At 63.8% G+C, this 13,769-nt stretch carries 11 protein-coding genes; 2 read left to right on the top strand and 9 right to left on the bottom strand.

Annotation, left to right across the window (positions count from 1 at the left end; translation table 11 throughout):
* Positions 1-5: 5 nt before the first annotated feature.
* From LJ760_RS05840 to LJ760_RS05820, 5 genes are all read right to left on the bottom strand, one after another.
* On the bottom strand, positions 6-2,183 hold the full coding sequence (locus LJ760_RS05840) for a hypothetical protein (RefSeq protein WP_227920519.1): 2,178 nt from the start codon (positions 2,181-2,183) through the stop codon (positions 6-8).
* A 128-nt stretch (positions 2,184-2,311) separates the two neighbouring features.
* Positions 2,312-2,770, bottom strand: coding sequence for a GNAT family N-acetyltransferase (locus LJ760_RS05835; protein ID WP_227920515.1), 459 nt, complete (start codon positions 2,768-2,770; stop codon positions 2,312-2,314).
* A gap of 78 nt (positions 2,771-2,848) precedes the next feature.
* Entirely contained in the window at positions 2,849-3,316 is a 468-nt protein-coding gene (locus LJ760_RS05830; RefSeq protein WP_227920511.1) for an SRPBCC family protein, read from the bottom strand.
* A 98-nt stretch (positions 3,317-3,414) separates the two neighbouring features.
* Positions 3,415-5,895 (bottom strand): phosphoketolase family protein, encoded by a 2,481-nt coding sequence (locus tag LJ760_RS05825; RefSeq protein WP_227920509.1) that lies wholly within the window; start codon positions 5,893-5,895, stop codon positions 3,415-3,417.
* 37 nt (positions 5,896-5,932) lie between these two features.
* Positions 5,933-8,605, bottom strand: coding sequence for an ATP-dependent DNA ligase (locus LJ760_RS05820; protein WP_227920506.1), 2,673 nt, complete (start codon positions 8,603-8,605; stop codon positions 5,933-5,935).
* Positions 8,606-8,770: 165 nt separating this feature from the next.
* Here LJ760_RS05820 and LJ760_RS05815 point away from each other — a divergent pair, with 165 nt between their 5' ends.
* Positions 8,771-10,270 (top strand): SDR family oxidoreductase, encoded by a 1,500-nt coding sequence (locus tag LJ760_RS05815; RefSeq protein WP_227920504.1) that lies wholly within the window; start codon positions 8,771-8,773, stop codon positions 10,268-10,270.
* A gap of 146 nt (positions 10,271-10,416) precedes the next feature.
* Complete coding sequence (locus LJ760_RS05810) at positions 10,417-11,646, top strand: L,D-transpeptidase (RefSeq protein WP_227920502.1); 1,230 nt, start codon at positions 10,417-10,419, stop codon at positions 11,644-11,646.
* Here the strand turns inward: LJ760_RS05810 and LJ760_RS05805 are convergent.
* The 4 genes from LJ760_RS05805 to soxR all read right to left on the bottom strand — a co-directional run bounded on the left by LJ760_RS05805 (position 11,643) and on the right by soxR (position 13,687).
* Positions 11,643-12,308: a pentapeptide repeat-containing protein gene (locus LJ760_RS05805; RefSeq protein WP_227920499.1), complete on the bottom strand. Its 666-nt coding sequence runs from the start codon at positions 12,306-12,308 to the stop codon at positions 11,643-11,645. The two genes, LJ760_RS05810 and LJ760_RS05805, sit on opposite strands and share 4 nt — an antisense overlap.
* 2 nt (positions 12,309-12,310) lie before the next feature.
* Positions 12,311-12,529, bottom strand: a complete 219-nt coding sequence (locus LJ760_RS05800; protein WP_227920497.1) for a PLDc N-terminal domain-containing protein — start codon at positions 12,527-12,529, stop codon at positions 12,311-12,313.
* Positions 12,530-12,594: 65 nt separating this feature from the next.
* On the bottom strand, positions 12,595-13,146 hold the full coding sequence (locus tag LJ760_RS05795; protein ID WP_227920493.1) for a flavin reductase family protein: 552 nt from the start codon (positions 13,144-13,146) through the stop codon (positions 12,595-12,597).
* An 82-nt stretch (positions 13,147-13,228) separates the two neighbouring features.
* Complete coding sequence (soxR, locus tag LJ760_RS05790; protein WP_227920491.1) at positions 13,229-13,687, bottom strand: redox-sensitive transcriptional activator SoxR; 459 nt, start codon at positions 13,685-13,687, stop codon at positions 13,229-13,231.
* Positions 13,688-13,769: the final 82 nt, after the last annotated feature.

Raw genomic sequence — 13,769 nt, 5'->3', positions numbered from 1 at the left:
GAAAGCTATGGTTCCTTCCTCAGAACAGCACGCAACTTTGAATCGTTTTGAATGCAGTATTCGAGTATCAGGAAGCACTTCTCCTCCCAACCCTCGGTTTGCAGAGATCCGTAACTTACGCCAAACTCGCTGAGGCGGTTTAGGTTCAGGGCTTCCGACTCTCCTCCGTGTTGCATGAGGCCGACCGCGAATAATGAGTCGGCCAGGGCTTTCATCATGGGACTTCGACCGACAACATACCGATTAAACCGATCGCTGTTTATATTGAGCGCTCCTCGAAACGAGCTGAAGATTCGACGCAGGTTGAGAACGGCTTGGTATATGTTGCGAGGGTCAACATTTGCATAGGATTTGAAGCGGGGACGCACCGAATCAAACCTGTGGTCGACGTTATTACTGACTACCACGGCAACCGCTGTAGCCGGAATCGACTTCATCTTGAAGTCACCTATCACGTCCAGCTGATTCGCAATTAAAGCAACTTCTACAGTGCGATGATGATCCTTTGCAGAACCAAAAAAGATAACCTCCTGTACAGGGGATGCCTCTATATTCACAGCATTGATGCTCACATTGGGGCCAAGCGCGAGGTTACCACTTGTCGGGGCCAGTGAGACGGCATGGTCAGTAGATACCCTGATTCCCGAGATCGGAGAAGTCAACACCAATACTCCGGACGGCTTAACGATTTCGAAGTCGAGCTGCTCGGGAACGCCCGTTGAATGAACTGGCCACCTCACAAGCTCGAGAAATGAGGGTTTATCTTCAACGTGATGATACGAAGAGGAGAGGGTCGCCAAATCACTTACGGTGGCCTGCCAAGACTTAACCAGATCATCGACTAGGTCTTCAGACGGCAGAGAAGCAACACCACCATCCCGACTCGAGAAATAGTGGACAAACCTGGCGTAGAACGGGCCGATCGGTAGCAAACCTCGGTGCGGCAGGAGGCTAGAAACACCGACCGGTATGTAAGCTATTTCGCAGTCGAGGAGTGCCCGAACGTAATCGGAGAAAACCACATTGCGTGGGAGCGCTTTATCTGCACCGTTGAGGAACGGATGATCATCAACGAACGAGTCTATTGATGACTCATACTCTCCCCGTAGGCTGTCAGGGAGAACGGCTGGAGTCTCTGCATTCCCGACATACCCCAGCTTTCCGAGCACTCGTTGTAGCTGCTCCTCATGTGCATACATGGCCAGCAACGTGCTTTTATCTAGCCGTTCGCCAAACATTTTGGCCAGGTGAGTCTGAACCTTGAGAGACTCCCTATCGGTCAGTTGCTCCAATATTTTTACCAAGACCTCGGTGCGATCATGAGCCTGCAATCGATCACCGTCAGCATAAGAGCCAATTGAATAATTGTTCCGCTCAAGAGTGGGGGCAAGTGCAGCAACCACGGGAGGATATCCCAAGAAGTCTGCTACACGACCCCATTCTTCCGCTCGAATCTGTGCTGAATTGCCAGCTATCAGCCCACCCAAGCGTAAAAGATAGTCCTGCCAGTATCTCCGTGCCGGCTCCCGGTGGAGCCTGTGGGCCGCTGATTCTCCTAGCCGCTGCGTAAGCTGGATGTCGATAAGATCCAGTGCGGAAGTTAGCGTCAATGCCTCCAATGACCAGACTGGCGCTGGAACCCCGTTGGATTCACAGTATCCGCTAAAAAAGTCGATCGTCTGTGGACGCCCAAGCAGAATTATTTGTCCTGCAGGCCTCTCAAAGCGACGCGCGGTCTCGATTATCGAGTCTAGGAATGCCAGATAGGCGCGCTCACCGCTTCGCAGTGGTGCTTCATCTAAAGAGTCAATGACAATAGGCATTTCGCCTGTTGTCCACTTAGCGATAAGGTCAGCAAAAGAGGACATTTTCAAGACAGAACTAAGGGTACCGATGTGCGTATCGGCTCCAACAGTTACCTCGGCGAGATCGAATAGGGGACAGCCTAGCCGACTGGCTATCGCAGCGCTCGTTATGGATTTTCCCATGGCGGCCGGCGCTGAAATAAGCATAAATGGACTACGGTCTGTTCTGTCTTCCCCGGTTATTGTAGGTTCAACGAAGCCTGTAGGCGCTAAAGGACCGAATTGCAACGCCATGTGCGGTCTCTCGACCACAAAATCATATGCTTCGACCTTGTAGTTCCGGTCTAAAAAACTATATAGTGTTGTCGGTTTTTCCATGTCTTCCCCCAGCGCTGTAATCGTGTGTGGTCAGTCTAGTGTTCGGCAGGCTGTCAGGCTAGAACTGATTTTCAAGAACCTGGTAGATAAATTGAGATCCAGCGCCCCTCGCACGGCTTCCTGGCATGTCAGAACCGGTAGACGGCCAGCTCCTCCGCCGCCTCAAAACCGTGACGGGCGTAGAAGTTCTTCGACGCCTGCGACGGTGAGGTGACAATCCGCGCCGCCCCGATGCCCCGTGAATAGTCGACCGCCGCGGACACCAGGGCGCTGCCCACCCCCGCGTTGCGGTGCGCGGGCAGCACGTAGGCATTGGCCAGATAAACCCAGACGGAGGCCGGCTTGCCCGGTTTCGGCATCCGCTCGAAGATCGACAGGTTCACCATGCCGATCAGGGCGTCGCCGCCATCGGCTTCGGCGACGAAGAACGTGCGGGGGTTGGCTGCCAACCAGGTGCTGAACTCCTTGACGAAGCCGGCATCAACTGGGCTGTCCCCGCCTCCCTCGGCCGCCCACACCGCCCGCAGGCGCGCCAAGGCAGGGACATCCAGCGGAGTGGCTTCACGGATCAGTGTTCCTTCACGCATTGCGCCACCCTACAACGACGGCGGCCGGCGCCTCCCCGAAGGAAGGCACCGGCCGCCGTCGTACGTTAGAAAAAGCCCTTAAGCGCCGGAAACCGCTGCGGCGAGCTTGTTCAGCGAATCCTCAAGGTCGTCCTTGGACACCATCGGGAAGGAGACCTTCTTCAGGGTTTCCTTGTCGGTGACGTGGGACCAGTCGTAGGTCAGGGTGACCTCGGTGGAGTCGGCGCCGTCGGCCTGAAGTTCCCAGACCCACTGCCAGCCCATGGGCTCGGTGCCGGCCGGAGCGGTCTGCCAGGCCAGCAGCTTGTTGTGGTCGTACCCGGTGACGTGGTTTTCCGTCTGGTAGTCGCCCATTTTTTCGTTGTGCATGTTCATTTTGAAGACCTGGCCGGAAGCCGTAATGCGGTCGGTCTTCTCGTCCGAAACCACCATGCCGGAGCCGTCCAGCTCGTGGTGGCGCTCGGGGTTGGACAACAGGTTGAAAATGTCTGCTGCCGAGGCATCGATGACCCGGGAAACTACAACGCTCGTCTGATCAGTGGTCAATGAACTCTCCTTCTATGGATGGATCGTACTTTTCCACGGCGTGCTGCCCTTTACGGGCGCCGCCGAAGCTTGTGCGTACCGCACCTGGCCTGCGAAAATCAGCCGGGCGTGTCCTGCTCTGCTTCCTGCAGGTTCCAGCCGGTGATGTACGGCGGATCCTGCCCTTCGTCGCGGGTGTACTGCCGGGCACGTGCCCGTTCGTCCTGCAAATGCTGCCGGAAGGACGCCTGCGTCGATCCCAGCGACGCTACCCGGTCCAGCACGTCGATGGCCAATTGGAACCGGTCGATCTGGTTCAGCATGGCCATGTCGAACGGCGTGGTGGTGGTGCCTTCCTCCTTGTAGCCGCGCACGTGCAGGTTGTCGTGGTTGGTGCGCCGGTAGGTCAGCCGGTGGATGAGCCAGGGATAGCCGTGATAGGCGAAAATCACCGGCTTATCCTGCGTGAACAGGGTGTCGAAATCCCGGTCCGGAAGCCCGTTCGGATGTTCGCGCGGGTCCTGCAGCACCATCAGGTCCACCACGTTGACCACCCGGATCCTCAGATCCGGCAGGTGTTCCTTCAGCAGCGCCGCCGCGGCCACGGTTTCCAGCGTGGGCACGTCGCCCGCGCAGGCCATCACGACGTCGGGATCGGTCCGGGTGCCCGGACCGGAGGCCTCGCTGCCGGCAAAGTCCCAAATCCCGACGCCGCGCTCCACATGCAGCAACGCCTGCTCCGGATCCAGCCAGACCGGCGCCGGCTGCTTGCCGGAGACCACCACGTTTACCCGGTCCCTGCTGTCCAGGATGTTCCCGGCCACGGCCAGCAGGGTGTTGGCGTCCGGCGGCAGGTAGACCCGGATAACGTCTGCCTTCTTGTTCACCACATGGTCAATGAAGCCCGGATCCTGGTGCGAGAACCCGTTGTGGTCCTGCTGCCAGACGTGGCTGGAGAGCAGGTAGTTCAGCGACGCGACCGGCTGGCGCCAGCTCAGCCCGCGGCTGACCTTCAGCCACTTGGCGTGCTGGTTGAACATGGAATCCACAATGTGCACGAATGCCTCGTAGCAGTTGAACACGCCGTGCCTGCCGGTCAGCAGGTACCCCTCCAGCCAGCCCTCGCACAGGTGCTCGCTGAGTACCTCGGCCACGCGTCCGCTGCGGGCCAGATGTTCGTCGAGGTCGTCAATCCGCTGCTGCCAGGCCTTGTCCGTGACGTCGTAGACGGCCTGCAGCCGGTTGGACGCTGTTTCATCCGGCCCGAAGATCCGGAAGTTGGACGGGTTCTTCCGGATCACTTCGCGCAGGTATCCGCCCAGGTTAAACATCGGGCTGACCCGTTCGGAGCCCGGATGATCGATCTTCACCGCATGGTCGGCGTACTCCGGCAGGTGCAGGTCCTGCAGCAGGCGCCCGCCGTTGGCGTACGGCGTCGCGCTCATCCGCAGGTCCCCTTCCGGAGCCAGTGCGGCAATCCCTGCGGCAAGCCGGCCGTCAGCGTCAAACAGTTCCCCGGGCCGGTAGGACTGCAGCCATTCCTGCAGCTGGGCCAGATGCTCCGGGTTGTCGTGGATTTCGGACAGCGGCACCTGATGCGCACGCCAAGTGCCTTCGACCTGGAGTCCGTCGACGACGGCCGGCCCGGTCCAGCCCTTGGGCGAGCGGAAGACGATCATCGGCCAGCGCGGAGCGTGCTGCTCCATGGTGTCGGCGCCGGGGACGTCCGGGGTCACCGCGGTTTTTTCGCCGGTGCGGTACGGCTCCTGGATCGCGGTGATTTCCGCGAGGCAGGTCTCCAGCACGGCTGCGAAGTCCTCGTGGGCCTGCCGGACGGCGGCCGGATCCTCCACGGTCACCACATATGGGCGGTAGCCGTAGCCCTCAAGCAGTTTCAGCAGCTGTTCCTCGGGCATCCGGGACAGGATGGTGGGGTTGGCGATCTTGTAGCCGTTCAGGTGCAGGATGGGCAGCACCGCTCCGTCGACGGCCGGATCGAGGAAGCTGTTGGAATGCCAGCTGGCGGCCAGCGGACCGGTTTCGGCCTCGCCGTCGCCGATCACCGTGGCAGCCACCAGGTCCGGGTTGTCGAAGACCGCCCCGTAGGCATGGGCCAAGGAATAGCCCAGTTCACCGCCCTCGTGGATGGATCCGGGAGTTTCCGGCGCCGCATGGCTGGGGATTCCGCCGGGGTACGAGAACTGCCGGAACAGGGTGCGCAGCCCTTCCTCATCCCGGCCCACGTGGCTGTAGATCTCCGAGTAGGTGCCCTCCAGCCAGGCATTCGCGACATTGGCAGGGCCCCCGTGCCCGGGTCCGGTAATGAACAGGACGTTGCGTTCCTGCTCGCGGATCAGCCGGTTCAGGTGGGCGTAGATGAAGTTCAGTCCGGGTGTGGTCCCCCAGTGCCCCAGCAGCCGCGCCTTGACGTCCGTTTTTTCCAGCGGTCGGCGCAGCAGCGGGTTGTCGCGCAGGTAAATCTGGCCGGCAGAGAGGTAGTTCGCGGCCCGCCACCAGGCGTCCACACCGTCCAGGGCGCTGTCGGGATGGGGTTCGGTACCGGGAATGCGGGCCGTGGAGGCAGCACTGGTCTCGGTCATCTTAGGGTCCTTTCCGGTCAGTATCGGCATGGTGCGCCTAGGCGGTCTCCACCACGACGTCGGACGGTTTCTTGTCCGGGCGCAGGCCGCGCCAGACGGGATGGCGCAGTTTTCCGGTGCCGGTGCGTTCGGAGAAGGTCACTTCACCCACCAGCGCCGGCCGCACCCATTGGGCATCGGAGGCATCGGCAGAGGGCACATCGTCCAGCGGCGCCGTCTTGCGGGACATTTTCTTCAGGCGCGGACCGATGGTCGCGAGGTCCTTCTCGCTCAGGCCGGACCCCACCCGTCCGATGTATTTCAGGTCCACCCCGTCCGGAACTGCAACCAGGAGGGAACCGACCTTGTTCTGCCGGTTTCCCTGCCCCGGCCGCCAGCCCACCACCACTACCTCCTGGGTCAGCTGGTTCTTCAGCTTCACCCAGTTCTTGGAACGCCGGCCGGGGGAATAGGTGCTGCTGCGGCGTTTGGCCATCACGCCTTCCAGCCCCAGTTCCTTGCTGGCTGCCACCGCCTCGTCCATGGACATGTCCAGCGCGGGCGGAACCTGGAGGTGCCCGTCGGGGACGGGCTCGACGGCCTGCTCGAGGATCTCCCGGCGCTGTTCGTAGGTGAGGTCCGCCAGCGAGTTCCCGTCCAGCCAGAGCAGGTCAAAGACCATCAGGTGCACCGGCGTCCGTCCGGCGGCAGCGGCGATTTCCCGCGGCTTGGTGAGGTGCATGCGGGGCTGCAGCAGGCCGAAGTCCGGGCGGCCGGCCTTGTTCAGCGCGACGATTTCGGCGTCCAGCACGGCCCGCTCCCCGTTGAGGTGCGCACTGAGGTCCTGCAGTTCCGGATAAGCGGCGGTCATGTCATTGCCGTTGCGGGAGATCAGCCGGGTGCCTTCCGGCGTCACCGTGACGACGGCGCGTACCCCGTCCCATTTCATCTCGAAGGCCCACTCGTCGTCGTCGTTGATCTCGGCCCGGCTGCCGAGCGTTGCCATCATCGGCTCGACGGCGGGCACCGAGGCGTCTGCCGCGTCGCGGGCCACCTTCCCGACGTCGACGGATGACGTCTTTGCCGGGGCGGCGGCCGTGGCCGGCCGTGTCCGGGCGGCAGCGGCCACGGACCGCGTGGGCGATTCCGGCGCATCCGCGGGAGTGTCGGCGGGAGCCGCGGGAGCATCCGCGGGAGCGTCGGCGGACCCGTCGGCCGGAGCTTCCGGCTTCCCCTTTTCGCCCGGCTTCGGCTGGCTCTTCATAAGGTGGATCAGCCAGTTGTTGTTCGCCTTGTCACCGCCCGAGCCAGTGTGGATCAGCGCGTAGCGCCGGTCGGCTGCCCCTTCCCGAGCCAGGCCGCCGTCGGGCTGGCCGTGCAGCACCGCGATGACTTCCTTGCCGTCCCGCCATTTTTCCCGTTCATACGTGCCGTGATCCCAGATGGTGACGTCACCGCCGCCATATTCCCCTTTGGGAATATGTCCCTCAAACTTGCCGTAATCCAGCGGATGATCCTCGGTCTGCACGGCCAGGTTGTTCTTTCCGGACGTGGCCGGCGGCCCCTTGGGCAGCGCCCAGGACACCAGCACGCCGTCGTGCTCGAGGCGGAAGTCCCAGTGCAGCCGGCGGGCGTGGTGCTCCTGGATGACGAAGCTGTTGCCCTCCGAGGGAGTGGATGGTTCCTCCGGGACAGGTTCCGGCGTCTTCGCGGCGTCCCGCATGCTCCGGTACTTGGTCAGCCGGTCCACGCCGCCGCCCGCGGACCGGACCCCATCTGATGCCCCGCCGGATTCCTCCGTGGCCTGCTCCAGCGACTCCTCCTCGAAGGCGCCGCTCTCCATTCCAGCCAGCGGATCGGACCCGTTGTGGACGCGGTCCATCACCTGCAGATAATCCAGCTGGGCCAGATCCGGATCCTCGAGTTCTTTCCAGGTCCGCGGGGCGGCCACCGTGGGAGTGAACCGTCCCCGCAGCGAGTAGGGGCAAATGGTGGTCTTGTTGCCGTTGTTCTGGCTCCAATCCACCAACACCTTGCCCACGCGCCGGGTCTTCTTCATGTCGCTGACCACCAGGTCCGGATGGTCGGCCTCCAGGGCTCGGGCCAGCTCGTGGGCCACCGCATTGATATCGTCGGAGCTCTGGCTGCCGTCCAGCGCCGCGTAGAGGTGGATACCCTTGGAGCCGCTGGTCACGGGCCGGGCATCCAGGCCCATGTCCGAGAGGATGGCCCGGGCCAGGCGGGCCACTTCGGCGCATTCGGCCAACCCCGCCCCTTCGCCGGGGTCCAGGTCCAGCACCATCCGGTCCGCATTGCCGATCTTGCCCCGCGGTCCGAACTGCCACTGCGGCACATGGATTTCGAGGGCCGCGGACTGGGCCAGCCAGGTCAGCGTGGCCAGGTCATTCACCAGCGGGTAGGTATTGGTGGAGGTTTTGTGCTCGATCGAGAACCGCTTCACCCAGGAAGGAGCGGAGTCCTCGATGTTCTTCTGGAAGAACACCTGGCCGGGATGCTCGGGCGTCCCCACACCGTGCACCCAGCGCTTGCGGGTGGCCGCGCGGTTGCGCGAGTGCGGCAGCATGTACTGGGCCACGGCAGCGTAGTAGGCAATCACATCCGCCTTGGTGGTCTCCGTTTCCGGGTAAAGCACCTTGTCCAGGTTGGTCAGGCGGAGCCGGTGCCCCTCCACACTGACGGTCTCCTGGTTTTTTCCTCCGCCTGTCGCCATGCCCCCTAGTCTTACCGGGATACCGGGCAAATACCAGTATTTCATCAGGGGGCTTATCAATCCGGAGGCAACCGCCGCAGCGAACCGGGAGAGTCTTCGGAGGGTTTCGCCCAGAGCGTCCGGCTGCCCTGACCATCGGCGGCGGCGCGTGTGTATGTTGGAAAAATGACAGAAAGCCAGCACATCCTGGTCACGGGGGCCACCGGCTACATCGGCGGACGGCTCGTCCCGCTGCTGCTTGAGGACGGCCACCGGGTGCGGGTCCTGGCTCGCTCGCCCGAAAAGCTCTCCGATGTGCCCTGGGCGTCCGAGGTCGAAATCGTCCAGGGTGATCTTTCGGACCGGGAATCCGCCGCGGCGGCCTTCGCCGGCATCGACACCCTGTACTTCCTCGTGCACTCGATGGCGTCCGGGAAGGGGTTTGGCGGCCAGGAGTCGGACATCGCCCATTTGGTGGCCGACGCCGCCGCGGAGGCCGGCGTGCAGCGGATCGTCTATCTCGGCGGGCTTCACCCGGAGGAAGGCGAGTTGTCGCCGCACATGAAATCTCGAACCGAGGTGGGCCGGATCCTGCTCGATGGCGAGGTGCCCGCCATTGTGTACCAGGCCGGCGTCGTGATTGGTTCCGGTTCCGCCTCCTTCGAGATGATCCGGCACCTGACGGAAACCCTGCCCGTGATGCCGGCGCCAAGCTGGGTCCGGCGAAGCATCGAACCGATTGCGGTTCGGGACGTCCTGCACTACCTGGTACGGGCCGTGGACATCCCCGCGGGTGTGAACCGCACGTTCGACATCGGATCACGGGAAGTCCTGACCTACGCGGAAATCATGAACGGATATGCGGAGGAAGCCGGATTGCCCCGGCGCCGCATCTACGCCCTGCCGCTGCCGGCGCCGCGGCTGGCCGGACACTGGGTGTCCCTGGTGACCCCGATCCCGCGTTCGATGGCGCTGCCGCTGGTGGAATCCCTGCAGCACGACGCCGTCGCCAAGGAACACGACATTGATCAATACCTGCCGCAGCCCGACGGCGGGCTGACGGATTACCACGACGCCGTGAAGCGGGCGCTGGGCAAGGAGAAGCGCGGCGAGGTGGAGACCACCTGGGCCAGCGCCTCGGCGTCGTCCGATCTGGCTTCCGACCCGCTGCCCAGCGACCCGGACTGGGCGGGGCAGACGGTGTACGTGGACTCCCGGCAGCGCCGCGCGGCCGTGGACCCGGCCGCGATCTGGCAGGTCATTGAGGGCGTGGGCGGCCGGAACGGCTGGTATTCGCTGCCCATGGCCTGGGCCATCCGCGGGGTCCTGGACAAAACCGTCGGCGGGGCGGGCCTTACCCGCGGCCGGCGGAACCCCACCACACTGTTCACCGGTGACGTGGTGGACTGGTGGCGGGTGGAGCTGCTGGAGCGCGGCACCCTGCTGCGGCTGCGTGCGGAGATGCGGGTGCCCGGCAAGGCCTGGCTGGAGATGCGCGTGGACCCGGACGGCGAGGGAGGCAGCCTGTACCGGCAGCGCGCCATTTACTTCCCTAAGGGTCTGGGCGGCAAGCTCTACTGGTGGCTCATTGCCCCTTTCCACGGCCTGATCTTTCCCTCCATGGCGAAGAACATCACGCGGCAGGCGGCACGGCTGACAACGCCGGCCGCCCCTGAAACCGTTTAGGCGACAATTGCGTAACAGCGTTCGGGAAATCCAAAGAAGCTAATATCATCGGTAGGACAATACGCGCCGGTCCAGCCGGCCCAGCTGCAACTATGCCGGTTCCGTCTTTGTGACGGCTCCCGGCTTGTACTTGAGGGGACTTGGCTGTGCAGGACAAGAAGAGCCGTAAATGGCCAATAGCCGCGGCGGTTGCCGCGGTGCTCGTCATCGGCGGAAGTCTCGGCGCAGCCTTCGCCACCGGCCGTCTGGGCCCTTCCGAAACCGGCTCGTCCCCCTCAGCCGGTACATCCGCATCGGCGTCGCCCTCTGTGCAGGCCGCCCCGGTATCCATCACCACCACGCCGGCTGACGGCGCCGTAGGCGTCAACCCCGCTGAACTTCCCTCCGTCACGGCCACCAATGCCGTCATCAACAAGGTCATCCTGAAGCCCGAAGCAGGCGGAGAGCCCGTGCCCGGCGTGATGTCCGGCGACGGAGCCGTCTGGACCGCCGATGCGCCGCTGGCCTTCAACACCCGGTACGGCATGGAAGTGGTGCTCACGGATTCCGCCGGCAAGGAGACCACCCGGAAGCAGGGCTTCGAAACCGTGCTTCCCGCGAATGAAGCCAATGCCTTCATGTATCCGCAGAACGCCGCCAGTGTGGGCGTGGGCCAGCCCATCGACATCACCTTCAGTGAACCGGTCACCAATAAAGACGCAGTGGAACAGGCCATCAAGGTCACCAGCACCTCGGGCCAGACCGGTGCCTTCTTCTGGATCACGGACAACCGGGTCCGCTACCGACCGGAAGCCTTCTGGGCCCCCAACAGCGCCATCACCGTGGACATGCAGTTGTTCGGCGTCGACTTCGGCAACGGCATGATCGGCAACTTCAACGAAACCCGCACCTTCAACACGCACAACACCCGCCTGGCCGTGGTGGATAACAACACCAAGACCATGCAGGTCTTCCTGGACGGGCAGCTGGTCCGGACCTTCCCCGTCACCCTCGGCGAACCCACCTGGCCTTCGCCCGGCGGCTACCAGGTTGTCGTCAGCCAGCACGAGAAGCTGCCCTTCCGCGCCGAAAGCATCGGGCTGTCGCCCGGGGACCCGGACTACTACGAACCGTTCGACGCCTCCTGGGCCAGCCGCCTGACCAACAGCGGCGTCTTTGTCCACCAGGCCCTCGACGGCGCGGTGGGTGCCCTGGGCCGGATCAATGTTTCGCACGGCTGCGTCGGAATGTCCGCCGAGGGTGCCAAGTACTTCTACGACACCTTCGACGCCGGGGACGTGGTGCAGGTGCTGAACACCGAAGCCGGTCCGGTCCCCATTGACGACGGCTACGGCGACTGGAACATTCCCTGGGACCAGTACGCCGGGCAGCCCTAGTCTTCTACGCGCAGGCCCAGCTGGGCCGCGAGCAACGGGGCCAGCAGCACCAGCTGTTCTTCGTCCACGGTGAACCCCTTAAGCCCGGCAAGTCCGGTGATGCTCCGGAACGCGGATCCGCGCAGGTCTGCATCCACTGCCGTGCCGCCGCTTCCCAGCAGCAGGGAGTCGATCCGGCAGTCGCGGAATGCCACCCGGTTCAGCCGCGCGCCGTCCAGGTCCAGTTCCCCGATGATGCAGTTGGAGAACAGCACATTGGTCAGCGTGCAGCCGCGCAGGTTGAGGAAGTCGATCTTGCCGCCGTCAACCCGGACAGAGTTCCAGCTTCCGCCGTAAAGCTCAGCCGAACCCAGCCGCGGGTTGGAAATCTCCACGTCCCGGAAGGTGGTTCGTGCCGCCCGGAACACCGGGGCGTACAGGTTTTCCAGGGTTGATTCCAGAAACCGGGCAGCGGTGAGGTCGGCGTTGTCCAGGGACACTCCGGTGAGGCTGCATTCGGAGAACACCGCCCCGCGCAGCTCGAACCCGGCGAAGGATTCTCCGGTATAGGCCACCGCTTCCTGGTGGCTGCCCACCGGGACGCCGGCACCGTCGCTCAGGTCCTGCGGGCGGACCGGCTCCAGGACCGGCGGTTTGGTTCCGGTGCTGCGGGAACGCACCATGCCTAGGCGGACCGCCGGCCGAAGAGGAAGTAGGCGATGGGACCGGCGAAGTTGATGCCGCACGCAGCCATCCACCATCCGCGGCTGCCGCGGATCTGCTCCTTAGGGCGCTTCTTCAAATCCCGAAGCGCAGCTCCGGCGAGCAGGAACTGGATTCCGGTCAGGGCTCCGAGGCCCTTTTTCTGTCCGCTGCTCAGGTCCTTGAGTTTTTTCTTTGCCATCGCCGTGCCTTCCGGGGGGTCGTTCCCGACGACGGTCGCCGTACGGGTCTGAACCCGATTATCCGCTATTGGCCGCTTCCGGAAGCAACCTGGCCGGCCTGGCCAAGAACGGAGTGCCCGCCCAGGCGGTGATAGGTCCGGTTGTGGTAGACCAGCGGCTCCTGCTCCGTGCTGCCGGGGAGGATTTCCAGGACGGTGGCCGCAATCAGGATGGAGCTGCCCACCGGGATCCTGCCGTCGACCCGGCAGCGAAGTGCCACGGGAGCTTCTTCCAGGAGGGGTTCGCCGCCGGGCAGCGTGCGGGTTGGCGTGGAGCCGAACCGGTCGGCGCCCTGCCGGGCGAAAAGTGCGGCGAGTCCGGCATTTTCGGCGCCAAGCAGGTGGACGACGACGGTCTCTGCCGCGGCTATTACGCCGGCTGTCCCGTGGGTTGACGCCAGGGAGAAGGACAGGATCGGCGGCTCCGCCGAAACCGAGGAAACCGAGGAGGCCGTCAGGCCCACGGGGCCGCTGCCGCCGTCGGCCGTAATAATCGCCACGCCCGCCGGGTGGGCCCGAAAGGCGTCCTTGAATGCATCCGTTACATTCCGCTCGCACAGAGCCGTATTCCGCGTCATCTGAAGTCCTTCCGCAGACCAACCCATCGAGGGCATCCCTCAACGCTAAAACCTCAACCATAGTTGAGGTCAAATCGGAGACTCAGATGTCGAATGCCCGGGCACCGGTGCCGGTGCCCGAATCGTCGGGGTTCACGAACCGGCACTGGGCCAAGGAGAGGCAGCCGCAGCCGATGCAGCCGCCGAGCCGGTCACGAAGAGCCTGGAGGTGGCGGATGCGGGTATTGAGTTCCTGCTGCCAGGCGGCAGAAAGCCGCTGCCAGTCCGCCTGGTCCGGAACTCCGTCCGGAGGCAGCTCGGCGAAAGCCTTGTTGATCACGGCCAGCGGAATGCCCGCCTGCTGCGCCGCGCGGATCACGGCCACCCGCCGCAGCACCGACCGGTCATAGCGCCGCTGGTTACCCTGTGTCCGCCGGCTGGAGAGCAGGCCCTGACGTTCGTAAAAGTGCAGCGCCGAGACGCTGACGCCGCTGCGCTCGGCCACCTGCCCCACGGACAGTTCCACACGCGCGGGCCCGGATCCGGATATATTCGCTTCCACGGCCTCGCCTTCCCTCACTGCACCCATTATCCGCCCGCTGCCGCCGCTGACTTGCCGCAGGCAATTCTGCGGACGCGCCGGT

This window comes from Arthrobacter sp. zg-Y895, assembly GCF_020731025.1.
Lineage (GTDB): Bacteria > Actinomycetota > Actinomycetes > Actinomycetales > Micrococcaceae > Arthrobacter_B.
The sequence above is the reverse complement of the archived record's forward strand: the minus strand, read 5'-3'. Positions and strand labels throughout refer to the sequence as shown.

Bases quoted from the DNA above. Each gene is read 5' to 3' on its own strand.
- LJ760_RS05840 (WP_227920519.1), bottom strand. From the start codon at position 2,183: ATGGAAAAACCGACAACACTATATAGTTTTTTAGACCGGAACTACAAG.
- LJ760_RS05795 (WP_227920493.1), bottom strand. From the start codon at position 13,146: ATGACGCGGAATACGGCTCTGTGCGAGCGGAATGTAACGGATGCATTC.
- LJ760_RS05825 (WP_227920509.1), bottom strand. From the start codon at position 5,895: ATGACCGAGACCAGTGCTGCCTCCACGGCCCGCATTCCCGGTACCGAA.
- LJ760_RS05835 (WP_227920515.1), bottom strand. From the start codon at position 2,770: ATGCGTGAAGGAACACTGATCCGTGAAGCCACTCCGCTGGATGTCCCT.
- LJ760_RS05820 (WP_227920506.1), bottom strand. From the start codon at position 8,605: ATGGCGACAGGCGGAGGAAAAAACCAGGAGACCGTCAGTGTGGAGGGG.
- LJ760_RS05805 (WP_227920499.1), bottom strand. From the start codon at position 12,308: ATGGTGCGTTCCCGCAGCACCGGAACCAAACCGCCGGTCCTGGAGCCG.
- LJ760_RS05800 (WP_227920497.1), bottom strand. From the start codon at position 12,529: ATGGCAAAGAAAAAACTCAAGGACCTGAGCAGCGGACAGAAAAAGGGC.
- LJ760_RS05815 (WP_227920504.1), top strand. From the start codon at position 8,771: ATGACAGAAAGCCAGCACATCCTGGTCACGGGGGCCACCGGCTACATC.